The sequence below is a fragment of the Arthrobacter sp. MDT2-34-1 genome (genome assembly GCF_059091365.1).
This window is the reverse complement of the sequence record NZ_JBNHGO010000002.1, coordinates 156,103-178,431: the sequence shown is the minus strand read 5'-3', so window position 1 is coordinate 178,431 and position 22,329 is coordinate 156,103. Positions and strand designations below refer to the sequence as shown.

Genomic DNA, 22,329 nt, shown 5'->3' with positions numbered 1-22,329 from the left:
TCAAGCGGAGTTGCCGAGCACCGCGATCATGATGGCGAGGTAATGGCAGGCGAAAGCCACCACGGTGCAGGCATGGAACAGCTCGTGGAAGCCGAACCAGGTGGGAGAGAAATCCGGCCGCTTGATCCCGTACACCACTGCACCGCCGATGTAGAGGACCCCTCCCGCGCAGATCAGGACCGCCGCGGGCACGCTGGCAGCGAAAAAGTCGGGCAGGTAGAACAGCGCGGCCAGCCCGAGTGCGCAATAAACCGGGACGTAGAGCCAGCGCGGGGCGTGGGGCCACAACACCCGGAACCCGACGCCGGCGATGGCGCCGGCCCAGATCAGCCACAGCAGCAACGTGGCCTTCGCCGGCTCCAACAGTGACCAGGCCAGCGGCGTGTACGTTCCGGCGATGACCAGCATGATGTTGGTGTGGTCCAGGCGCTTGAGCACCAGCTTGACGTGCGGGCTCCAGTTGCCGCGGTGGTAGACGGCGCTGACCCCGAAGAGCAGCACGCCCGTGACGGCGTAGACCGCGCAGGCCCATTTGGCCGCTGCCGTGGGTGCCAGCGCCACGAGGACGATCCCGGACACCAGGGCCAGCGGGGTGGCCCCTGCATGCAGCCAGCCGCGGAACTTCGGCTTGATGTTGAGCGCGTCGGCTACCTGCTCAACGGCCCGCTCGATGGGGCCGTCCGTCGCCTCCCGCCGGGCGGGGGAATCCTCGTAGCCGCCCCGGTAACCGGAGGGCCCGGAGGCGGCGCCGTGTTCACTCATGCGGTAATTCTAGCGGCCGCCGCCACTCCTTGTTACCGGCCGGTAACAAGGAGTGGCGCGGAACCGGCCGGGCGGGGGGATAGAATTCTAAGTCGTGAACGGGCGATCAGGAAGGCGGGGTGCGGTGTCTCTTCCCGGCGTCCTGTACCGCCTGTACGAGCGGCGGCTGCAGCGTTCGCTGGCGCCCGACCGTATCCCGGGCCACATCGGTGTGGTGGTCGACGGCAATCGGCGCTGGGCCAGGCTGGCCGGGGCGCCCACCCGGGAAGGGCACCAGGCCGGAGCCGACAAGATCCTGGAGTTCCTGGGCTGGTGCGGCGACCTGGGCATCAAGGTGGTCACGCTCTACATGCTGTCCACGGACAACATGGGCCGTTCGGAAGACGAGTTGCGCGAACTGCTGGGTGTCATCGGCAACACCTTGGACCGGTTGGGCGAAGGCAAGAACGTGCGCGTCCATCCCGTCGGCGCGCTGGAGACGCTCCCGGCCGACCTCGCGGCCAAACTCAGCGATCTGGGGGAGCAGACCGCGGGGGTTAACGGCGTCCACGTGAACGTGGCCGTGGGCTACGGCGGCCGCCGGGAAATCGTTGACGCGGTCAAAGGCCTGCTCCGCCATGCCGACGCCGAAGGCAAGAGCCTGGCAGACGTCGCGGATACGCTGGCGGTCGAGGACATCTCCGGCTATCTCTACACCAGCGGCCAGCCGGACCCGGACCTGGTCATCAGGACCTCGGGTGAACAGCGGCTCTCGGGCTTCCTGATGTGGCAAAGCGCCTACAGCGAATACTACTTCTGCGAGGCCCTGTGGCCGGATTTCCGGCGTTTGGACTTCCTGCGCGCGCTACGCGACTACGCCAGCCGGCAGCGCCGTTTCGGCGCCTGACGCGGCCGGCGGAGCGGGCGGCGGGCCGGCGTCGTTCCTGTTACGCAAAATTCATTGAAACGATTTCTTCCGCGCCCTTGTCTGAGTGAATTACATCCGCGTAATTTAGGACTATCAGTCGGCAAAACCGCAGATTGATCGGGAGGCCACCAGTTTGATGCGCACAGCGAAAGCCGCATCGGGGGAGGCCGGTTCCGGCCTGGTGGCCCTACCGTCCACGCCCCGCTTCACACAGTCGGAGCCGTCGCGCTCCGGACGGGAGCAAGCATGACCGCCACCAAGAATCCGCACCCAGCCGCCACGACCGGACCCGGGAAGCAGCCCGCCGCTGCCACCTCGTCCGGTCGTTCTGTTTCCGCCGGGGAAGCGGAAACAACCCGGGCGTCGTATGTCCTGGACACCTCCGTGCTGCTGTCCGATCCGCGGGCACTGCTGCGCTTCGCCGAGCACGAGGTGATCCTACCGGTGGTGGTGATCACCGAGTTGGAAGGCAAGCGGCACGAGCCGGAGCTGGGCTACTTCGCCCGCCAGGCACTGCGCCTGCTGGACGACCTGCGCGTACAGCACGGCGGTCTGGACCAGGCCATCCCGCTGGGGGCGGAGGGCGGCACCCTGCGGGTGGAGCTCAACCATGTTTCGTCCGACGTGCTGCCGGCCGGATTCCGCGGCGGCGACAACGACAGCAGAATCCTGGCCGTGGCCAAGAACCTGGCCGTCGAGGGCCGCAACGTCACCGTGGTCTCCAAGGACCTGCCCCTGCGGGTGAAAGCGTCGGCGCTGGGGCTTCGCGCGGACGAGTACCGCAACGAACTGGTCAAAGACTCCGGCTGGACCGGCGTGGCCGAGCTGGATGTGGCCGACGACGACGTGACCGCGCTGTATGGACACGAGCCGGTGTTCATCCCGGAGGCGGCGGAGTTGCCCGCCAACACGGGCCTGGTGCTGCTGTCCACCCGCGGGTCGGCCCTCGGCCGGGTGGGGGCCGACAAACAGGTGCGCCTGGTCAAGGGCGACCGCGACGTGTTCGGTTTGCACGGACGCTCCGCGGAACAGCGGCTGGCCATCGACCTGCTGATGGACCCGGAGGTAGGGATAGTCTCCCTCGGCGGACGGGCCGGTACCGGCAAGTCCGCCCTGGCGCTGTGCGCCGGGCTGGAGGCGGTGCTGGAGCGGCGCGAGCACCGGAAGGTGGTGGTGTTCCGCCCGCTGTACGCCGTCGGCGGCCAGGAACTCGGGTACCTCCCGGGTTCGGAAGCCGAAAAAATGAATCCGTGGGCCCAGGCGGTGTTCGACACGCTCGGCGCCTTGGTTTCGACCGAGGTGGTCGAGGAAGTCATGGACCGCGGCATGCTGGAAGTGCTGCCGCTGACCCACATCCGCGGACGCTCGCTGCACGACTCGTTCGTGGTGGTGGATGAGGCGCAATCGCTGGAGAAGAACGTGCTGCTTACGGTGATGAGCCGGATCGGCCAGAACTCCAAGATCGTCCTCACCCACGACGTGGCCCAGCGTGACAACCTGCGGGTCGGGCGCCACGATGGCATCGCCGCCGTCGTGGAAACACTCAAGGGACACCCGCTCTTCGGTCACGTGACGCTGACACGGTCCGAGCGCTCGCCCATCGCGGCCCTGGTCACGGAGCTGCTGGAGGGCGCCGATATCTAGCCTTGCGGCCTTCGCGTCCAAGGGCGGGAAGCGGGCTGCCGCAGCGTGGCCCGCTTTCCGTCGAAGGCAGTCGGCCGATCGCCGCCTCACCGCACCGGGGGTTGCCGCTGGCCGCGCCCCGGCAGGCGCCATGCAACTACTGCCCGGCAGGAAAGGCCATGACGATCCGGGTGCCCGCGCCGGGGGCGGATTCAACGTGCAGCGTACCGTCAGCCTCGCGGACGGTGTCGCGCATGATCCGGAGGCCGAAGTGTTCGGCCCGCCGGGCGGCCTCAGGAGTAAAGCCGCCGCCGTCGTCGACGACCTCCAGCACCACTGCAGCGTTGGACTGCCTCAGTGAAACCTTAACCAGCCGGGCGGACGCATGCTTGGAAGCATTGGTCACGGCTTCACGTGCCGCCCGGTAGAGCAAATCGGGGCAGGCGAGAGCGGCGGGCTCGGGGAAGTCGATCTCCAGTTGCCAGTCCGCTCCCCGTTGGCGGACCAGCACACCCAATCCGTCGAGCGCAGCCGGCAGGCCCTCAGCCGACAGGTCCGGCGGGTACAGCGTCAGCGTGATCCGGCGCAAGTTGTCGATGCTGCCCTTCACAATATTCCGTGCCAGCGCATGAAAGTCGCTGTCCGAAGCGGCCTGCTGCTGTTCGCGCGCTTCCAGGCTGTAGGCCAGCCCCGCCAGCTCCTGGATGACGCCGTCGTGGAGGGTCCGGGCCAAACGCCGGCGTTCCTCCTCGGAGGCGGCGATCGATTTCTGCAGCAGTCCACGCCGGATTTCACTGGCCTTCCGCATGCGGCGCGCCATTCGAAGTGCCGGTCCAAGCTGGAGCAACTGCAGCACGGCCAACGCGACGAGGATGACAGGCAGGATGCCCAGCATTTCGTCCTGCATGCGGTTGATTTCGTTCGCCGGGTGAGACAGTTCGAAGATGTAGTCATTTCCATCTCCGGCCTGTGCCCGAACATACACGTTGACCAGCTCGGCGCGGCCCAGCCCGAAGATGTTGCCGCCGGGGGGACCTTCGACGACGCTGACGGGGACATCCTCCTGCAACCGGGCCAGGAGCTGGGCCGGGAGGTCGATCTGCTGTCCGATCAGTTCATCGACGTCGGAATAGACAATCGAGCCGCCGAGATCCCGGACGGTGACCCGCAAAATGTGGCCGTCGTCGATCATCGGGTCCACTTCGCTGTCCAATTCGGCCAAGGCCTCCGGAACCCCGGCCAGCGCATCCGCCGTGACGTCCTGGGCGAATTGGTGGTCGACGATTTGTGTCGTGCGTTCCGCGGCGTGGAGGAGGGAATGGTCGGCAGCCAGCGAGCGGGCGACCATGATCACCGGCACCGTGACGATGATCAGTGCCGCAAGCCCCGACAGTGCGAAGCGGCGCAGGGCCGCCTGCATTTCCGAGGGCTTCCGGCGGCGGGACCCAGAGGGTGTTCCAGCGAGGATGCTGCGCCGGAGCTGCGCTGTTGAGTCAACGACCATGCCCGCCGTCCAGCAGTTCCAGCCGCTGGGCGGTGGCCACGGCTTCCAGCTGTGAATGTGCGCCTAGCTTGGCCAGGATCGACTTCACGTATCCCCGGCACGTGTGCGGGGATATCCCCAGCCTCCGGGAATTCGTGCGGACATCGTTGCCTGCTGCCATGAGGGCCAATACCTGGTGCTCGCGTTTGGTCAGGGCAGGCCTGTCTGCTGCCGTGGCCGGTGGAGCGGTGACGTATCGAGTGAGCGCGGACGGGTAGACCGACATGCTGCCGCTCCTGGCGTTCCGGACCGTCTCGAGCAGCGTCGACAGGGAACCGTCTTTGGGCAGGAAACCGCAAAGACCCGAGGCGGCGGCGCGCGCCAGTACATTCAGCGACGGGTTGCCGGTCAACAAGATGATCCGTGTCTCCGGGGCAGACTGCAGGATCTGCTCGGCCGCGCCGACCCCGTCACCGTCGGGCAGGTGGTAGTCCATGATGACCACGTCGGGCCGGGCCCGGCGGCACAAGGCAACCGCCTCGTTCATACCGGCGGCGCTGCCCACATTGACCAGATCCGCTTCCCGGTCCAGCGCATCAGACAGCAACTCCGCGAAGGTCGTGTGATCATCCACGACGGCGATGCGTAGTTTTTGCTCCCCCAAAGAGCTCACTCCAGTTCCCCAACTCAAGACACAAAGGACTTGACCCCACCTCGAGTATGCACGGCGCGCGCCGGGAAGTACATATCGGGGCCGGCGGGTCTCCCGGCCTCAGCTGGCTGCGAGCGCCTTGCGCAGGAACGAGCTGACGATGTCTCCCGCCGCCATGTACTGGGGTCCGGCCGTGGCGTCGACTGCGAAGTGTTCCTTCCGGTGCTTTGCTGCGGGCGGGGTCAGCCGTTCGTTGAGCAGCAGCAGCGCCGCCAGGACTTCCGAAAGGCCCGACTGGGCGTCAGCGGTGGCCTTCAGCAGCCGCACGTGGATCTCCTGAAGGGCCGGGCCGGGGGCACAACCGAGGTCGCGGCCGAACAACCGCCGGCACCGTTCGTAGGCCTGCAACCCGTCGGCATGCCGTCCGCAAAGCTCCAGGCCGCGGATCAGGACTGTCCACGCCGCTTCATTCAGCGGAGAAGCAGCAACGCACCGCTGGGCCCAGAGCACGGCGTCGTCGGGCCGATGCAAGGCCAGCGCGGCCTCCGCAGCCAATTGTTGGGCGTGCTGCACCGTTTCCGCATGGCCCGAACGAGCCTCTTCCGCCCAATCGGGAGTCAGCTCGTCGCCCAGCAGCGGCTCCGACGCGAGTGACAACGCCTCGGCCAACAAGGGGTAGGCCCTCGGCGGTTCGGCAAACTCGGCGGCCCGCACCAGGGCCTGGAAGCGGTGCAGGTCGACGTCGACCATGTCCCGGTCGATCATGTAACCGCCGTTGGCTGTGCGCAGCGGCCCCGTCTTTGCGCAGCCAGGCTGCAGGTTGCGCCGCAGGATGCTGACATAGCTCTCCAACGTGGCCAGCGCTTCACCCGGGGCGCGGCCGCCCCACAAGAGGTGCACCAGCCGGTCCTTCGACATCGGCGAACCGACGTGCAACAGCAAGATTTCCAGCACCTGACGCGGCTTCGGGCCGCCCAGTTTGTCGGCGGTCAACACGGTTTCGCCGCGACGGATCCGTAAATTTCCGATCATTTGCACGGCCATGGGCATGGCCCATCCACTCAATTGCTCCACGATTCCCCCTCGCAGCACGCACCCCCCAATGAGTGCACTACCATCGTGCGCTGACTCCCCGACGGCGGGACAGCCTCGCCTGAGGGGGGCCGATACCCCTAATGTGAGGGGACCGGGACGGCACCGGCTTTTTCCAAGGATGAATGGGGACTCTGGACACGTGACCCCGGTGGCTTCGGCGCTGCACCTCACGGCCGGCCGGGCGCACGCCGCCGGGCCCTGGCCCCACCCCTCAACGCCAGGGCCCGGCCGCGCGCCCTGCACCGTCCGGACGACCGGAGAGCCACTGGGCGTGCTGCACCCCAGGCGGCCGGGCATGGTGACGCCGGTGCACACCGGCGCGCTCCGCCGCGCCCTCAGGCGGGATGCGGGCGCACCGGCCAGGGTATGTGCTCCCGCACGTCGGTGAGGTTCATGCTGACCTCGAGGAACAGGTCGTCGAGCATGTATTCGTCCACTCCGAGGATGGTCAACGAATGACCGCCGCCCTGTTGAGGCCCGTCCATGGCAACCGCGGAAACACAGACGCCGGTCCGCCAGTCGACCCGCACCTCGGTGCGGCCCTCGGGAAGCAGCGGATGGCCGGTGTCGTACGGTACATACGTCTGGTTGGGCGAAACGACCGCCTCCAGCGCCTTCCGGCCCTGGTGCTCGACCTCCCGCAGTTCATGGATCTCCACGGGGTTGGCGAAGGGCGCCTCATAGGCCACCGGCGCGCTGCCGGCCAGCTCAACCGGATCCAGCATCGCGGACCAGCGCCCGTTGCCGAAGACCGGCTCACCGTAGGCGGCCTCGGGCCGGCGGCGCACCAGATGGATGTCGTTGAATACCGGAGTGACCAGATGCGGAGGCAACAGCCATGACTTGCGTGTCGCGCTGACGTAGAAACCGTCCCGGGAGTCGTTGATGCCGGTGGTGCTGTACAGCAGCCTGCCGTCGGCCGACTCGACCCGAAGCGCTCCGGGGCGCCGGGTCCACGCACGCAGCATGCCGCCGGAAGCGTCCGGCTCCGGCGCATCCGGGTGGACGGCCCGGAGCTCGAACCGCAGCGATTCCCACTTCCACGGGGAAGAACGGCAGAGGCACCTGAAGGTCTCCGCGTTGCCGGCGGCGTCGCCGGCCTTGAGCACGCTCCCGCCGTTCATATGCACAGTGTAGCCGCCGGCTCCTGCGGATCAGGCGAGTGCAGTAGGTTGGGTCCATGGTCGAGCAACTGGCGCTGCTGTGGCCCGGCCATGCATTCGCGTTTTGGATGCTGTTGGCCGCCGGCGGTTATCTGCTGGTGATCGGAACCCGTCTCAGCTGGATCGACCTGAGGACGCACCGGCTGCCGAACCGCATCATTTTCCCGGCCTATGCGGTGTCCGGAGTGCTGCTGCTCGCGGCCTCCCTCGCAGGCTACGAAGCCGGCATGTTCTGGCGGGTGCCGGCCGGCGGCGCACTGCTCTGGGTCTTCTATTTCGCCGTCCGGCTTATTTATCCGGCCGGCATGGGATTCGGCGACGTCAAACTGGCCGGGGTGCTGGGGATGTACCTGGGCTACCTGGGGTTTGAACACCTGCTGCTGGGCACGTTCGCGGCCTTCCTGCTGGGCGGCGCGTACGGGGTGTTGCTGGTGGTGCTGCGGCGCGGAACGCTGCACAGCGACATTCCGTTCGGGCCGTTCATGATCGCCGGCACGTGGGCGGCGCTGCTGCTGCCTTCGTAGCCGCGAAGCGCGGGTCAACGACGCGCGGGGCGTCCCGGAATTTGTCCGCCGAGCCTATTGGATATCGGAGTCGGGAGGGGGCAGGACGAACTGCCGGTCTTCGTCCACGGACTCGACGCCCTCGATTCCGGCAACAGCGGCACGCTGTCCCTCCGGCAATGAACCGGTAATCATGCCCAGGGATGACAACACGTTTTCCACCCGCATGCCGCCGGCTGCCAACTGCTCGGCAATCCGCCCGGTATCGGAGAGGTAGTCGTGGCGCACCGTCACGGTGATCTGCATACCCCCATGATAGGTCCGGCGGCCCCTCCCGGGGGAAGCGGGTCACTGCGGGGCAAGAACCAGCCCTGCCCCGACGTCGACGGAGGGCACGGGCAGCCGCTCCGCTTCCTGCACCAGCGTGGCCCACAGTTCCAGGCCGCGCCGGCCGGTAGCCTCTGACCACAGGGCCGCCACGCCGGCGGCGTGGGGCGTCGCCATGCTGGTGCCGCTGATGGTGTTGTAACGCTTCGGCATGGGCCAGGACGAATACACCTGAAACCCGGGACCGGCGCAGTCCACCTGCCCGCCGCGCAGGGGGAGGCTGCGGGCGGAAAAGAACGCGACCTCCAGGGCCTGGTCCAGCGCGGCCACCCCCATGATGAACGGGCTGTTCGCCGGGGCGCCGACGAACCCGAACTCGCCCTTCCGGCGGTCGGCATTGTTTCCCGCGGCGGCGATGATCAGGGAACCCTGCTCCAGCGCCCGGCTCCCGGCGGCCGTGTAGGGCGGGTGGATTTGTGCGACGTCGGCTCCCAGGGACATGGAGATGACGGCACAGCCGTTGCCCACGGCCCAGTCGATCCCGGCGAGGATGCCGGCGTCGGTCCCCGAACCGGCGTTGCTGAGGACCTTGCCGGCGAAGATCTCCGCTTCGTGGGCCACGCCGTAGCGCGGGCCGGTGCCGGGGGACTTGGGGCCGCACGCGGTCCCGATGCAGTGCGTGCCGTGGCCGTGTCCGTCCTGCGGCGGCTCGCCCGGGATGAAGGAGGCGCTGGTGATGCTGCGTCCGGCGAAATCCGGATGCGTCTCGTCGAACCCGGTGTCCAGCACGGCTACGCGCACGCCTTGCCCGGAATAGGCCGACGAGACGGCCCTGGTGGCCTGCTGTCCCCAGGTGAAATTGTTGTTGTCGGCGAAGCCCGCCGGTGCGGGGCCCGCCTCGTAGCGTTCGTGCCGTCGCGCGGCGAGCCTGCCGGACAGGTCGGTCACGCCGTCGCGGTAGCCAACGGCGTAGTCATCGGCCGGACCGAGCACGTCGTGGATGAGTTCCGGCGAGACCGAAAGGACACGGTGCCGGGCAGCGGTACTGACTTGGAGCGAGCTGATTTGGTCCGGGCCGGCGGCGACGACGGCGATGCCCAGGTTTGCGAAGACCGTTGCGTCGGCGCCGGAGGCCGCGTCCGGGTCCACCCCGCGGGTGCCGAAATCGCGGCTGTCCGCGACATTCGACAGGCCGGCGGCGTCGGCCAGGAGGCCGGCACACTCGTCGGATGGGCCGTAAAAGACGACGATAAAGCGTCCGGTGGTCTTCGGCTGCCCGGGCACGGAATAGTCGGCCGTCGCCAGGGACGGGGGCTGCGAATCGCCAATCACGGAGACCTCCTGGACACTCTTCCACCGTGTCCCCGACGGGTCGGCAGGCGGCCCTGGCTGGGCCGTTCATCCGCCGTCCACGGGGACGTGTGCGCCTCATCCTAGTCCCGGAGGCCGACGGTTCAAGCTCCAGGCAATCGTTTCAGCCGGTCGGGGCCAAAAAAGGCTGCAGGGCCCCGTCCCGACGCCGATCCGGCCCGGGTGAGCGGCGGCCGGGGGCGCCGTACACGCTGAAGGGCGCCCCCGCCGAAGCAAGAGCGCCCTTCAGGATCCGCGATGGACCGGCCGGCTACTTGGCCTGCGGCGGGACGGTCATCGAGAGCACGTCCAGGGCAGAATCCAGCTGCTCTTCGGTCAGTTCGCCGCGCTCCAGGAAGCCCAGCGCGATGACGGACTCGCGCACGGTCAGGCCTTCCTGGACCGAGTGCTTGGCGATCTTGGCGGCGTTTTCGTAGCCGATGAACTTGTTCAGCGGGGTCACGATCGAGGGGGAGGCCTCGGCCAGGAAGCGGGCGCGCTCCACGTTGGCGGTCAGCCCGTCGATCATCTTGTCCGCCATGACGCGCGAAGTGTTCGCCAGCAGGCGGATGGACTCGAGCAGGTTGGCGGCCATCACCGGGATGCCCACGTTCAGCTCAAAGGCGCCGTTGGTGGAGGACAGGGCGATGGTGGTGTCGTTGCCGACGACCTGGGCGGCAACCATGATCGCCGCCTCGCAGATCACCGGGTTGACCTTGCCGGGCATGATCGAAGAACCCGGCTGCAGGTCGGGGATGGCGATCTCGCCCAGGCCGGTGTTCGGGCCCGAACCCATCCAGCGCAGGTCGTTGTTGATCTTCATGAACGCGTAGGCAATGTTGCGCAGCTGCCCGGAGGCCTCGATCAGGCCGTCGCGGTTGGCCTGGGCCTCGAAGTGGTTGCGGGCCTCCGTCAGCGGCAGGCCGGTGTCGGCGGCCAGCAGTTCGATCACGCGCTGCGGGAAGCCGGCCGGGGTGTTGATGCCGGTGCCGACGGCGGTGCCGCCCAGCGGAACCTCGGCCACGCGCGGCAGTGATGCCTCGATGCGTTCGATGCCGTAGCGCACCTGGGCGGCGTAGCCGCCGAATTCCTGCCCGAGGGTGACCGGCGTCGCGTCCATCAAGTGGGTGCGGCCGGACTTCACCACATCCTTGAACTCCTCGGCTTTGCGCTCCAGGGAAGCGGCCAGGTAGTCCAGCGCGGGGATCAGCTCGTTGATCAGGGCGGAGGTGGCGGCCACGTGCACCGAGGTCGGGAAGACGTCGTTAGAGGACTGCGAGGCGTTGACGTGGTCGTTCGGGTGAACCGTCTTGTCGCTGCCGGCGTCGCGCAGCGCACGGGTGGCCAGTTCGGCCAGGACCTCGTTCGTGTTCATGTTCGACGAGGTGCCGGAACCGGTCTGGAAAACGTCGATCGGGAAGTCGCCGTCGTACTTGCCCGTGGCTACTTCGTCCGCCGCCGCGGCGATGGCCTTGGCCAGCTCGCCGTCCAGCACGCCCAGTTCGGCGTTCGCGGTGGCCGCAGCCTTCTTGATCCGGGCCAGGGCCTCGATGTGGGCGCGCTCCAGCGTCTTGCCGGAGATCGGGAAGTTCTCGACGGCGCGCTGGGTCTGCGCACGGTAGAGGGCGTTGACCGGAACGCGGACCTCGCCCATGGTGTCGTGTTCGATGCGGTATTCAGCAGAATCAGCAGAAGTCATGGCTCCAAGCTTATGCCTGCGGCGCACCGGTTCCGAATTGTGTTGCGGCACGGCGGCGGCTTGGTTGAGGCGGCGCCGAGCGGGCCTGCGGCCCCGGGGGCGGGGCGTCCCGCCCCCGGGGCGCGGCTAGAGGGCCCCGTGCCCTGCGACGAGCTCGGCGCGGCCGTCCGCGAGCCGGTAGGCCACGCCGACGACGGCCGTGCGGCCGGCCTCGACCGCCTCGGAAATGGCCCGCGAACTGTCCAGCAGGCGTTCGGAGGACTGTCGGACGTTTTCGATCACCATGTCGTTGAGGTCCTCGAGGCCGGCACGCCGGGCGGCCAGCACCGACGGGGTGATCCGTTCCACGAGGTCCCGCAGGCCGCCGCGCGGCATTTCGCCGGTGTCAATCGTGTTCTTTGCCGCCGTCACGGCCCCGCAGCTGTCGTGGCCCAGGATGACAATCAACGGAACGTTGAGCACATCCACGCCGTACTCGAGCGATCCGATCACCGCGTCACCGAGGACGTGGCCGGCGGTGCGGACCACGAACGCATCGCCGAGTCCCAGGTCGAAAATGATTTCGGCGGCCAGCCGGGAGTCGGAACAACCGAAGATGATGGCGAACGGATGCTGCTCGTTGACCAGCGAACTGCGCCGGGCGGCGTCCTGGTTCGGGTGGACTGACGTACCTGCCACAAAGCGGGCGTTGCCGTCGATGAGTTTTTGCCAGGCCTGGGCGGGAGTCAATGAGGTGGGCACGAAGCAACCTTACTGCTTCGTGCGTCCCTGCCCGTGCACCGGTTTCCGTGTCGGGGCGGGTTTACTTGCTGTCCAGGTCTTCCACGATCGCGGTGGCCAGGACATCGAATTCGTCCAGCTCCGCGGTGCCGGTCAGGATGACGGTGAATCCGCCGTGCTCCAGCACGAGGCTGCGCTCGCCCGCGCCGGCGTCGCGCAGTTCCCAGGTGGCACCCACTTCGCGCTCGCCGGTGACCGGCGCGTTGTCGGTTGCCTGGCCGACCCAGGTGGGGTTGGCTTTGTCGGTCTGGATCAGTCCGATGTACTCTTCGCCCGGCGTGATGTAGCCGACTTCCCACGCCGCCACCTGTGCGGTTCCCCCGGTATTCCACCGGGCGTAGTTGGACGTCCAGCCCGCCGGGAGGTCGACGGCGAGCGGCAGGTAACCGGCCGTGGACTCGGCCTGCAGGGCGACCCCCGGGACGTCAATATTACGTTCGTAGACTCCGGGCTTGCTGCCCGGATTCAGGAACATCACCGGCAGCAGCACGGCGAGGGAGAGCCCCACGGCCATCAGCATGCCGACCACCGGAGCCTTCGCGCGGTTGGCCTGCTTGGCCGTCAGCACTGGCTTGACGGGCAACTCGGTCGATTCTTCGGGACGCGCTTCACTCACGGTTCCATGATCTCAGATGCCCGCCCCTGCGCGCACACGCCCGGGACGCCGGAGGGCGGGCCGGCCGGTCCGCGCGCTGGCCCCCGGGGCGGCGACGACTATGATCGAAAGCAATGGAAGATGTCCGCACCGCAGATGCATCCATCACGGCACCGCAGCCGGTGCTGTCTGAAGAGCTACTCGAAGATGAGGTCGAAGTGTCCCACGAAGCCCAGGCTGACCCCTTTTCCAACTTTCCGCCGTCCATGCGCGTCGGCGACAACGAGCCGGACCGAAACCTGGCGCTGGAACTGGTGCGCGTCACCGAAGCCGCGGCGATCGCCGGCGGCCACTGGGTCGGCTACGGGGACAAGAACGGTGCCGACGGCGCCGCCGTGGACGCCATGCGCGCGTTCCTGTCCACCGTCAGCTTCAACGGGGTGGTCGTCATCGGTGAGGGCGAAAAGGACGAGGCCCCGATGCTGTTCAACGGCGAAAAGGTCGGCGACGGCACCGGCGCCGAGTGCGACGTCGCCGTGGATCCGATCGACGGCACCCGGCTGACGGCGCTGGGCATCAACAACGCGCTCTCCGTGCTCGCGGTCTCCGAGCGCGGCACCATGTTCGACCCCTCGGCCGTGTTCTACATGGAGAAGCTGGTCACCGGCCCCGAAGCGGCGGACCTGGTGGACCTGCGGCTGCCCATCAAGCAGAACCTGCACCTGATCGCGAAGGCCAAGAACAAGAAGATCAACCAGATCAACGTGATGATCCTGGACCGCGACCGGCACAAGCCGTATGTCGAGGAGATCCGCGCCGCCGGCGCACGCACCAAGTTCATCATGGACGGCGACGTCGCCGGCGGCATCGCGGCCGCCCGCGAGGGCACCGACGTCGACGTCCTGATGGGCATCGGCGGCACCCCGGAGGGCATCGTGACGGCCTGCGCCATCAAGTCCCTGGGCGGCGTGATCCAGGGCCGGCTCTGGCCCACCACCGACGAGGAAAAGCAGAAGGCCATCGACGCCGGCCACGACCTGGACCGGGTGCTGACCACCGATGACCTGGTCACCAGCGACAACTGCTTCTTCGTGGCCACCGGCATCACCGACGGTGACCTGCTGCGCGGCGTCCGCTACAAGAACCACAAGGTCCTCACGCAGTCGATCGTGATGCGCTCCAAGTCCGGCACCATCCGCTTCGTCGAGGGCGAGCACCAGGAATACAAGTGGGACCGCTTCGAGCGAAAGCTCTAGCCACCCGCAGCGAAGGAAAACCCCGCACCGGCCCGAGCCGGTGCGGGGTTTTCCTCTTGTCGTTCCGGGACGGACCCGGGGGGGGGCGGTCAGCGGGGGAGCGTGCCGCGCAGCTTGCGCACCGCCGGCACGACGGCGGCGCGCGCCTTGCGGGCGGCCGGCAGCACCGCGGTGCGCACCTTGTGAACGGCGGGGCTTACGGCCTCGCGGCCCGTGCGCGAGAGCAGGTAGGCCCGGTACATGAGCTGGTTGACGGGCAGGTCCCAGCTGCCCGGATAGCTGACCTCGTAGCCGCCGAAGGAGCGCTTGAACCGGGAGAAACCGGCCCACGGGTGGTCGGGCTCGTCCTCGGGACTGACGCCCCACATATCGAAGTGGCGGATGCCGGCGGCGCGGGCGTCCATCATCATGGTCACTACCAGCGGAATCCCGGCGTTGAGCTTGCGGTGGGCGTCGTCCGCCGCGGCGTGCGCGTACACCCGGGTGGCCTCCGTGTCGTAGGACAGCGCGGCCGCGATCGGCTGGCCGTCCAACCGGGCGATGAACAGTTTGGCCGCGCCGGCCGGGACCAGGGTCCGGGCTGCGTGCCGCAGGTAATCGTCGGACTGGGCCTTGAACTCCGCGCGCTCGGAGACGTCGTGCAGGAAACCCAGCAGGATTTCGATGTCCGCCGGGTCGGTGGAGACATCGAAGGTGACGCCCTTCTTGTGGATATTGCGGTACAGGTTGCGGCTGGTGCTGCGCATGGCGGCCAGCAGGTCCTCTTCCGGCTGGCTCAGGTCCAGCATCCAGGTCAGTTTCGGCTGGACATCCACCGGTGCCTTGACCAGGCCCAGCGACTGCAGCGCCGCCTGCGGCCGCTGGCCGAGGTCGGTGCCGACCGGTTCGATCCGCACGTAATGGGCGCGTTGTTCCGCGGCCAGGGACTGCAGGGCGGCCAGCGCGCGGATCAGGGCGGCGTTGTCTGCCGCGGCCGGGCCGTACGGGACGTACAGGAACCGGCCCAGGGGCGTCTTTTCCGCGATGGCCAGGAAGTTCCAGCCGTCACCGTTGCGTTCGAAGACCTGTTTGCCCAGGCTGCGTTGAAAGTCGGCCCAGGGCGCAGACTGCAGGATCGAAGCGGTCAAAGTGTTGCTCCCGTTCGTTGTTGATCGAATTCATGTGTGCCGCCCGAGGTGGTCACCGCGAACAGCACCGCGCCGGTTCCGGTGTCTCCGGCCGGGTGCACGTTCACCGGTTGTTCCGTGTCGGGGATGAACGCGGCATCGCCGCGGCCAAGCATCAGGTCGGACTTCGGGGAGTCCAGCAGCACGCTGCCGGACACGGCCAGCACGATCGCGGGGCCGTGCTGGGCCAGCGGCACCGGGCTGCCGCCGTCGGCCAGTTCGATGCGCTGGAGCTGGAACTCGGCAAAGGGCGGGCAGTACAGTTCCTGGCCGGCATCGGTGATGGTCGGTTTCACCAAGGGCGGGGCGATAGGCCGGAAGTTCGTAATCTTCAGCAGTTCGGGCATGTTGACGAACTTCGGGGTGAGGCCGCCGCGCAGCACGTTGTCCGAGGCCGCCATGACCTCCACCCCGAGGCCCTGCAGGTAGGCGTGGATGTTTCCGGCGGGCAGGCACAGTGCCTGGCCGGGGGAGAGTTCGACCAGGTTCAGCAGCAGCGAGATTAACGCGCCGGGGTCGCCCGGATACAGTTCGCCCAGGCGGGCGACCGCTGCATATTCGGTGCCCAGGCTGCCGGCCGGTGTGGCCGCCAGCAGGCGGGCCGTGTCCGCCGCGAGCCGGGTGGAGCGCTCCCCGCCGTCCAGCAGCGCCACGAAGGCACCGCGGAGGGCCGCTTCCTCGTCGCCGCCACCCAACAGTTCCAGCACCTCGTCCAGGAGATCCAGGGCCGCGCCGGCGTCCGCCAGCCGTGGTTTCAACCCGGCCAGCAGCCGCGCCGCGTCGCGCGGGGGGCGGAAACCGCACAGCGCCTGGAAGTCGCTGAGCGCGAAGATCATCTCCGGCTTGTGGTTGTCGTCCCGGTAGCTGCGCTGCGGGTCGTTGAAGGAGATGCCGGCCGCATTCTCCGCGGCGAACCCTGCGCGGGCCTGCTCGAGCGTGGGATGGACCTGGAGCGACAACGCGGAGTCGGCGGCCAGGACCTTGGTCAGGAACGGCAGCGTGGCGCCGAACAGGCCCAGAACCGTCTCGCCCAGGGCGGCGCCAGGGTTCTCCTTGATGAACTCATCGAGCGGCCGTTCGCCTCCGGCCAGCTGCACCCGTGACGGGGAGTCGGGGTGCGCGCCGATCCAGAGTTCGGCTTCCGGCCCGCCGGACGGTTCCCGCCCGAACAGCTCGGCAATCGCCGTCGTCGAGCCCCAGGCATAGGGACGCACTACATTCGTCAACCGATACATGTGAAGCCTCTTCCTCGTCCTTGTTCCCACGATCCTCTCAGACCCCGCGCCGTTGCAGCATTCCGGCAGCACGCGCCCCGCACCGGGGGGACGCCGCCGGACCGGCGTGGCAGCGAACCGGGATCAGGGGACCGAGCACTTGCCGTTGTTGGCCACCAGGGCGCCGAGCGTGGCGGTATCGCCGATCTCGGCCAGCTGCTGGAGATACTCTGCGGTGACCTGGGGCTCCGCCGGTGCCTCCGGGGCGTCGGCCGCATCCGGTGCCGCCTCGTCCGCGCGGCCGGCCCCGCCCTCACCGGCGGTGGTTTCTCCGCCACCGGAGCCGGGGTCTCCGCCGGCGCCGCCGCCGTCGTCCTTGGGATCTTTCTGCCGAGTCTGCTCTTCCTGGGTGAACATCTCCTGAACGCGGGGATGAATCACCGAGAAGTCGGGGTAGGTGACGAAATTTTCTGCGGCGGTGCCGAAGTCCGGCGGTCCGATGGTCAGGCGCTTCACCTTCTGGTCTTTGGCCTTCAGCGCCAGCGAGACGAAGCTGCCCAGCTGCGAACTGGGAATGTCCGTCTCGACGACCTGTTCGCCGGCCTCGGCCAACTGCTGGAAGCGGGTCAGCACCGTTGCCGGGTCCAGCTGCTTGACCATCGCCGACATCACGCACTGCTGGCGCTGGACGCGGTCGTAGTCGGTGGCGAATTCGCGGGAGCGGGCGTACCAGAGGGCGTGGTAGCCGTCGAGCTCCTGGACGCCCGGGGCGATCCAGCCCTTCGGCGGGTAATGCTGATTGGTGCCGGGGATGGTCCTGTTGGAAATAGGCACCCAGCCGCCGGCCTTGACCGTGATGCCGCCCATCGCGTCCACCAGGGCTTCGAAGCCGTCCATGTCCACGAGGGCATACGCCTGGATCTCGATGCCCAGGATCCCGCTCACGGCGTCCTTCATGGCCTCCGCGCCAGGGTTCTTGGCATCAGGGTAGCGGTCGGCGTGGTTTTGCTCCACGTCGACGTAGAGGGCGTTGATGATGCATTCGTCACCGCAGCTGAAGCCTTCCGGATACACCTCGTGCATCGGCGAGTCCGCCGGGAACGGGGCGTTTTGGAAGTTGCGCGGGATGCCGAACATGACGGTCTGGCCGGTCTTCGCGTCGACGCTGACCACCTGGATGCTGTCCGGGCGCAGCCCCACCCGCCCGGCACCGGCGTCGCCGCCCATGAGCAGGAAATTGTAGCGGCCGTCCACCGGGTCGAACGCGGGCCGGGTTTCGAAGATGGAGCTGAAGGCGTTGCGGCTCACGTTGAGCAGGTAGGCGGCGTAGCCCAGGCTGCCGCTGGTGAGCACCATCAGGGCAACCAGCGTCACCGCCACCGCCGGTTTGACGCCCGGGGCCAGCAGGTTGGGCCTGATGATGCGCAAGGTGTTCAGGAACAGGAACGCCCAGAACAGCGCCAGTGCTGCCAGCACCACAACGAGGGCCAGCGAACCCCAGCGGTCGGTGGCCAGGTTCACCAGCAGCGGCCAGTTCACCAGGGCCATGACGGCAGCGGCCACAACGGCCGCCCAGGCCAGCAGCGTCACGGCCAGGCCGCGCCGGCCCAGCCGGCGGTCCCCTGCCACGATCTGGGCGCTGCCCGGGACGAGCAGGGTCAGCAGCAGCAGGACGAAGGCGCGCTTGGTGCGCACCGGCGCCGGAGCGTGCTGGGGGTAGCGGACCGGATCGGTCACCCCGCGCGCCGAAGACCCCGACGGCTTCCTCGGCGGCTGGGGACCCACCGTCCTAGGCCTCGCCGGAGCCTGCGGCGCGTTCACGCAGCGCGGCTCCCTTGTCGTAGGCGGACCGGCGCAGGCCGGACGCGAACTCGAGCAGGGCCGGCTGCAGCCGCCCGGCCAATTCGTCGCCACCGGCTGCCAGCATCCGCACGGCCAGCAGCCCGGCATTGCGGGCTCCGCCGATGGACACCGTGGCCACCGGCACCCCGGCGGGCATCTGCACGATGGAGAGCAGGGAATCCATGCCGTCCAGGTACTTCAGGGGCACCGGCACCCCGATCACCGGCAGCGGGGTTACGGAGGCGAGCATGCCGGGCAGGTGCGCGGCACCGCCGGCGCCGGCGATAATGATCCGCAGTCCCCGGGAGTGAGCGTCGCGGCCATAACCGATCATGTCCTCGGGCATGCGGTGCGCGGAGACGACGTCGGCCTCGTAGGGGACGCCGAATTCCTCCAGCGCCCGGGCGGCGGCCTCCATGACGGGCCAGTCGGAATCCGAGCCCATCACCACGCCGACTATCGGCTTGTTGCTCATGGTTTGCCTTCCTGGGGGTCCACGCCGTCGCGGACAATCGCCGCGACGCGGTCCGCGCGCCGGCGCAGTTCCTCCACCTGGGACGCATCGCGGCCCACCACATTGACGTGGCCGATCTTCCGGCCGGGACGGACAGACTTGCCGTAGCCATGCAGCTTGACGGACGGTTCGGCGGCCAGCGCGCGCGGATAGGCCGAGAACAGGTCGGTATTTGCGCCGCCCAGGTAGTTCTTCATGACGACGGCGCCGCCGAGCAGGGACGTATCGCCCAGCGGCAGATCCAGGATGGCCCGCAGGTGCTGCTCGAACTGGCTGGTGACCGACCCGTCCTGGGTCCAGTGGCCGGTGTTGTGCGGGCGCATGGCCAGTTCGTTGATCACGAAGCCTGCCCCGCGTCCCGGGGTGGCGAACAACTCGGCGGCCATCACGCCGGTGACGCCCAGCTCGTCGGCCAGCCGGAGCGCCGCCTGCTGGGCCGCCTCGGCGACGTCCGCCGGCAGGTCCTGTGCCGGCGCGATCACTTCGTCGCAGACGCCGTCCACCTGGATGGTGTGCACCACCGGCCAGGCCCGTGCTTCGCCGGACGGAGTCCTGGCTACCAGCGCGGAGAGCTCCCGGCTGAAATCGACTTTTTCTTCGACCAGCAGCGCGCCGCCGGTGAACCAGTCGGCCGCCTCGGCGGCAGCATCCGCATCGCGGATGATCCGCACTCCCTTGCCGTCGTAGCCTCCCCGCGGCGTCTTCAGCACCACCGGCCAGCCAATCCTGCCGCCGAAGGCAACCAGCTCGTCGACGCCCGAGACGGGTGCCCACACCGGGTTTGGCAGCCCCAGCCTGTCCACCACCGCGCGCATGACCAGCTTGTCCTGCGCATGGATCAACGCGTCAGGATGCGGCTGCACGTTGACGCCCTCGGCAATCAGGGCCTGCAGATGTTCGGTAGGGACGTGCTCGTGATCGAAGGTCATCACGTCCAGGCCCTTCGCGAACCCCCGCAGCGCCTCCAGGTCGCGGTAGTCGCCCACGGGAGCCGTGGCCACGGCGGGTACCGCGGAAACATCGGCGGCCTCGGCCAGAACACGCAGTTCAAAGCCGAGCTCTACCGCACAGGGTGCCATCATTCGGGCAAGCTGGCCGCCGCCCACTACGCCGATCACTGGAAAACTCACCTAGTCAGGGTACCGAACAGGCTCCGGACGAGTCGCATTGCACTTCGCGCGGCGGGTACGTCCTAGGTAACGCCCAGACTGGCGCAATACAATAGTGCGTCGGCCGGCTCTGCTCCGGCATCCGAGCGAAAGGGATCCACCTTCGATCATGAACCGAACTATTTCCGAGCGCCTGCGCGCCATTGTTTCCCTTTTTTGGCGGGAAGTGGCGAAGTTCGGCACGGTCGGCGGGATCGCCTTCATCGTGGACAACGGCGTGTACTGGTGGCTGATCAACGGGCCCATGGACGACAGCGTGGTGAAGGCGCGGTTCGTGTCCGCCTCCGTGGCAACACTGTTCTCCTGGGTAGCCAACCGCTATTGGACGTTCCGTCATCGCCGCCAGGCGAACGTCTTGCGCGAACTGGTGCTGTTCATCGTCATCAACGTCATCGGCATGGTGGTCTCCGCAGGCTGCGTCTGGATAGCCCGCTACCCGCTGGAGGTGACGGACCGGACCATGCTGCTGTTCGCGGGCATCGTCGGCACGGTGCTGGCCACCGTGATGCGCTTCTTCGCCTACCGGTTCCTGGTGTTCAACGTTGAGCTGGACGCCGAGCCGGAGTTTGCCGAGGACCGCAAGATCTTCGAGCGCCACCCCGAGGACAATGCCGACCAGCCTCCCGCGGACGCCGCGCCGGAGGCCGACGGCCCCCAGGCATCGGGCACGGCGCGCGGCTAGGCGGGGTCCGGGTCGGATCACCGGTTCACAGTTGTACGGTGACCCGTTCGCTGTCCAGCAACCGCTGGGTCACCCCTACCTCCGGGTGCACCAGCACGACCGTGCCGCCGCCCTGCCAGGTTGCCAGGGCTTCGCGAAGCACGTCCGGCCAGGGGGTGTGCGCCGGCACCAGCAGGTTCCTGGCCGCTGTCGGCCGGTCCAAAAGCCGGGCGAAGGTCAGCGCTCCGCCGTCGTCCTCCAGGGCCAAGCCGTTTGCCGCCAGGGAATCGATTCCCAGGTATTCATCCGCGTAGGAGCGGACCTCGGCCGCGTAGTCGAGGACGCCGTCGGGCAGTTCCCCGGGCCAGCGCAACTGGAGCGCGCCCAGGGCGACCAGGACCTGGTGTCCGCTGCCTTCCCGCACCAAAAGGGCCGGATCCGCGGCCACCACCACGTCGGCGCTCCGGGCGGCCTCGCCCAGCCGGACGGTGGCGCCGGCCTGCCACGCGGCCAGCGCCCAGACCAACGACCGCCAGTGCGGGTCCATCAGAAGACCCACGCTCGTACCCTCGGCGGCGTCCAGTTCCTCGGCCAGCAGGTTCGCCGTCTTGGCCACCCAGTTGTCCAGCACGCGCCCGGACAGCTCGATGCGTTCGCCCTCCGGGCCGTACCAGACCAGGCAGGGGGACGAGCCCGGGCGCATTCGGGCCAGCAGGTCGGTGATCGTGGCGGGGGTGCTCACGGTGCTCCTTAATGTCGGGTTCGTGGCCCAGCCGGAGGCCGGCTGACGCCTGCACGCGGTATTTGTGACGCACATCACGGGAGCGGGCCCTCGCGTGGCGTACGCGGATTTCGCTGTCGAGTCTCTAAGATTCCCGCCGGCGCTTGACTTGAACGTATTACACCCATGTAATTAGTTATTAAACGTGTAACAGCATGCTTGTGTCCGGCGCTGAGATCCAGCGCTGCACATGAATCTAACACCATGCTGGTACAGGAACTCCGGGAGGGCTGATGGGGCAGGCAGAACGTAGTGCGCACCGGCGGGAGCTCGAAGCGCAGGCTTCGGCATCGCACGGATCGCGCGGCGTACCGGCAGACTGGTATGTGGATCCGGCAGATCCGACGGCGGCAGAACGCTTCCGCGAATCCAGCCAGCAGACACTCGAGGACGCGGCCACCGCCTTCCTCGCCGCGCACGAAGCGTTGGCGGAGGGACCCGGGGCCGAGGTATTGGAGCTGACTGCTCCGCGCCTGCTCCGGGAACCGGCCGAGGCCGATCCGGCGCCGAAACCGCAGTGGATCGGGCTGCCGGGCTTCGGCGCCGGCTATGAGGACGAGGGAGAACTCGGCTGGCAGGCCGATGCCCTGTGCGCCCAGACGGACCCGGAAGCGTTCTTCCCCGAGAAGGGCGGATCCACCCGCGACGCGAAGAAGGTGTGCGGCGCGTGCACGGTGCGCTCGCAGTGCCTGGAGTACGCGCTGGCCAATGACGAGCGTTTCGGCATTTGGGGAGGCCTGTCGGAGCGCGAGCGCCGCCGGCTGCGGAAAAGAGCGCTCTGATTCAG

22 protein-coding genes are annotated in these 22,329 nt (G+C 68.2%); 6 read left to right on the top strand and 16 right to left on the bottom strand.

Going from position 1 to position 22,329, the window contains the following annotated elements; translation table 11 throughout:
• Positions 1-762, bottom strand: a complete 762-nt coding sequence (trhA, locus tag AC5RVV_RS11165) for a PAQR family membrane homeostasis protein TrhA (protein ID WP_494001463.1) — start codon at positions 760-762, stop codon at positions 1-3.
• 124 nt (positions 763-886) lie between these two features.
• On the opposite strand from trhA, the gene AC5RVV_RS11160 reads away from it, so the two are divergent.
• Both AC5RVV_RS11160 and phoH2 read left to right on the top strand, forming a co-directional pair.
• Positions 887-1,648, top strand: coding sequence for an isoprenyl transferase (locus AC5RVV_RS11160; protein ID WP_494001462.1), 762 nt, complete (start codon positions 887-889; stop codon positions 1,646-1,648).
• 267 nt (positions 1,649-1,915) lie between these two features.
• A complete protein-coding gene (gene phoH2 / locus AC5RVV_RS11155; protein WP_494001461.1) occupies positions 1,916-3,313 on the top strand; it encodes an RNA 5'-3' helicase PhoH2 in 1,398 nt (465 codons plus the stop codon).
• Between the two features lie 136 nt (positions 3,314-3,449).
• Here phoH2 and AC5RVV_RS11150 read toward each other — a convergent pair whose 3' ends face one another.
• From AC5RVV_RS11150 to AC5RVV_RS11135, 4 genes are all read right to left on the bottom strand, one after another.
• Entirely contained in the window at positions 3,450-4,796 is a 1,347-nt protein-coding gene (locus AC5RVV_RS11150; RefSeq protein WP_494001460.1) for a sensor histidine kinase, read from the bottom strand.
• The gene (locus tag AC5RVV_RS11145) at positions 4,786-5,448 is read right to left on the bottom strand and encodes a response regulator (RefSeq protein WP_494001459.1); all 663 of its coding nucleotides are present in this window, start codon (positions 5,446-5,448) and stop codon (positions 4,786-4,788) included. The genes AC5RVV_RS11150 and AC5RVV_RS11145 overlap by 11 nt, the downstream gene beginning before the upstream one ends.
• Positions 5,449-5,547: 99 nt before the next feature.
• Entirely contained in the window at positions 5,548-6,501 is a 954-nt protein-coding gene (locus AC5RVV_RS11140; protein WP_494001458.1) for an AfsR/SARP family transcriptional regulator, read from the bottom strand.
• Positions 6,502-6,857: 356 nt separating this feature from the next.
• The gene (locus tag AC5RVV_RS11135) at positions 6,858-7,646 is read right to left on the bottom strand and encodes a hypothetical protein (RefSeq protein ID WP_494001457.1); all 789 of its coding nucleotides are present in this window, start codon (positions 7,644-7,646) and stop codon (positions 6,858-6,860) included.
• Between the two features lie 56 nt (positions 7,647-7,702).
• On the opposite strand from AC5RVV_RS11135, the gene AC5RVV_RS11130 reads away from it, so the two are divergent.
• Positions 7,703-8,209, top strand: a complete 507-nt coding sequence (locus AC5RVV_RS11130; RefSeq protein WP_494001456.1) for a prepilin peptidase — start codon at positions 7,703-7,705, stop codon at positions 8,207-8,209.
• 54 nt (positions 8,210-8,263) lie between these two features.
• Here AC5RVV_RS11130 and AC5RVV_RS11125 read toward each other — a convergent pair whose 3' ends face one another.
• The 5 genes from AC5RVV_RS11125 to AC5RVV_RS11105 form a co-directional block, all read right to left on the bottom strand.
• Positions 8,264-8,494, bottom strand: coding sequence for a hypothetical protein (locus AC5RVV_RS11125; protein WP_494001455.1), 231 nt, complete (start codon positions 8,492-8,494; stop codon positions 8,264-8,266).
• A gap of 42 nt (positions 8,495-8,536) precedes the next feature.
• Positions 8,537-9,847: a S8 family serine peptidase gene (locus AC5RVV_RS11120; RefSeq protein ID WP_494001454.1), complete on the bottom strand. Its 1,311-nt coding sequence runs from the start codon at positions 9,845-9,847 to the stop codon at positions 8,537-8,539.
• A 289-nt stretch (positions 9,848-10,136) separates the two neighbouring features.
• The gene (locus tag AC5RVV_RS11115; RefSeq protein WP_494001453.1) at positions 10,137-11,564 is read right to left on the bottom strand and encodes a class II fumarate hydratase; all 1,428 of its coding nucleotides are present in this window, start codon (positions 11,562-11,564) and stop codon (positions 10,137-10,139) included.
• A 126-nt stretch (positions 11,565-11,690) separates the two neighbouring features.
• Positions 11,691-12,305 (bottom strand): carbonic anhydrase, encoded by a 615-nt coding sequence (locus tag AC5RVV_RS11110; RefSeq protein WP_493978642.1) that lies wholly within the window; start codon positions 12,303-12,305, stop codon positions 11,691-11,693.
• A 61-nt stretch (positions 12,306-12,366) separates the two neighbouring features.
• On the bottom strand, positions 12,367-12,960 hold the full coding sequence (locus AC5RVV_RS11105; protein WP_494001452.1) for a DUF4245 domain-containing protein: 594 nt from the start codon (positions 12,958-12,960) through the stop codon (positions 12,367-12,369).
• A 245-nt stretch (positions 12,961-13,205) separates the two neighbouring features.
• Between AC5RVV_RS11105 and glpX the strand changes: the two genes are divergently transcribed.
• A complete protein-coding gene (gene glpX, locus AC5RVV_RS11100; protein WP_494001868.1) occupies positions 13,206-14,195 on the top strand; it encodes a class II fructose-bisphosphatase in 990 nt (329 codons plus the stop codon).
• Between the two features lie 89 nt (positions 14,196-14,284).
• Here glpX and AC5RVV_RS11095 read toward each other — a convergent pair whose 3' ends face one another.
• From AC5RVV_RS11095 to AC5RVV_RS11075, 5 genes are all read right to left on the bottom strand, one after another.
• Positions 14,285-15,322 carry a lipid II:glycine glycyltransferase FemX gene (locus AC5RVV_RS11095; RefSeq protein WP_494001451.1) on the bottom strand — a complete coding sequence of 346 codons (1,038 nt, stop codon included), beginning with the start codon at positions 15,320-15,322 and terminating at the stop codon, positions 14,285-14,287.
• Positions 15,319-16,596 (bottom strand): mannose-6-phosphate isomerase, class I, encoded by a 1,278-nt coding sequence (gene manA, locus AC5RVV_RS11090; RefSeq protein WP_494001450.1) that lies wholly within the window; start codon positions 16,594-16,596, stop codon positions 15,319-15,321. The genes AC5RVV_RS11095 and manA overlap by 4 nt, the downstream gene beginning before the upstream one ends.
• 123 nt (positions 16,597-16,719) lie before the next feature.
• Entirely contained in the window at positions 16,720-18,312 is a 1,593-nt protein-coding gene (locus tag AC5RVV_RS11085; RefSeq protein ID WP_494001449.1) for an LCP family protein, read from the bottom strand.
• A 52-nt stretch (positions 18,313-18,364) separates the two neighbouring features.
• Complete coding sequence (gene purE, locus AC5RVV_RS11080) at positions 18,365-18,892, bottom strand: 5-(carboxyamino)imidazole ribonucleotide mutase (protein WP_494001448.1); 528 nt, start codon at positions 18,890-18,892, stop codon at positions 18,365-18,367.
• On the bottom strand, positions 18,889-20,013 hold the full coding sequence (locus AC5RVV_RS11075) for a 5-(carboxyamino)imidazole ribonucleotide synthase (RefSeq protein ID WP_494001867.1): 1,125 nt from the start codon (positions 20,011-20,013) through the stop codon (positions 18,889-18,891). The genes purE and AC5RVV_RS11075 overlap by 4 nt, the downstream gene beginning before the upstream one ends.
• A gap of 196 nt (positions 20,014-20,209) precedes the next feature.
• Here AC5RVV_RS11075 and AC5RVV_RS11070 point away from each other — a divergent pair, with 196 nt between their 5' ends.
• Positions 20,210-20,782 carry a GtrA family protein gene (locus tag AC5RVV_RS11070; protein ID WP_494001447.1) on the top strand — a complete coding sequence of 191 codons (573 nt, stop codon included), beginning with the start codon at positions 20,210-20,212 and terminating at the stop codon, positions 20,780-20,782.
• 25 nt (positions 20,783-20,807) lie between these two features.
• On the opposite strand, the gene AC5RVV_RS11065 is transcribed toward AC5RVV_RS11070, so the two are convergent.
• On the bottom strand, positions 20,808-21,503 hold the full coding sequence (locus tag AC5RVV_RS11065) for a TIGR03089 family protein (RefSeq protein ID WP_494001446.1): 696 nt from the start codon (positions 21,501-21,503) through the stop codon (positions 20,808-20,810).
• A 272-nt stretch (positions 21,504-21,775) separates the two neighbouring features.
• Between AC5RVV_RS11065 and AC5RVV_RS11060 the strand changes: the two genes are divergently transcribed.
• A complete protein-coding gene (locus tag AC5RVV_RS11060; RefSeq protein ID WP_494001445.1) occupies positions 21,776-22,324 on the top strand; it encodes a WhiB family transcriptional regulator in 549 nt (182 codons plus the stop codon).
• Positions 22,325-22,329 lie beyond the last annotated feature (5 nt).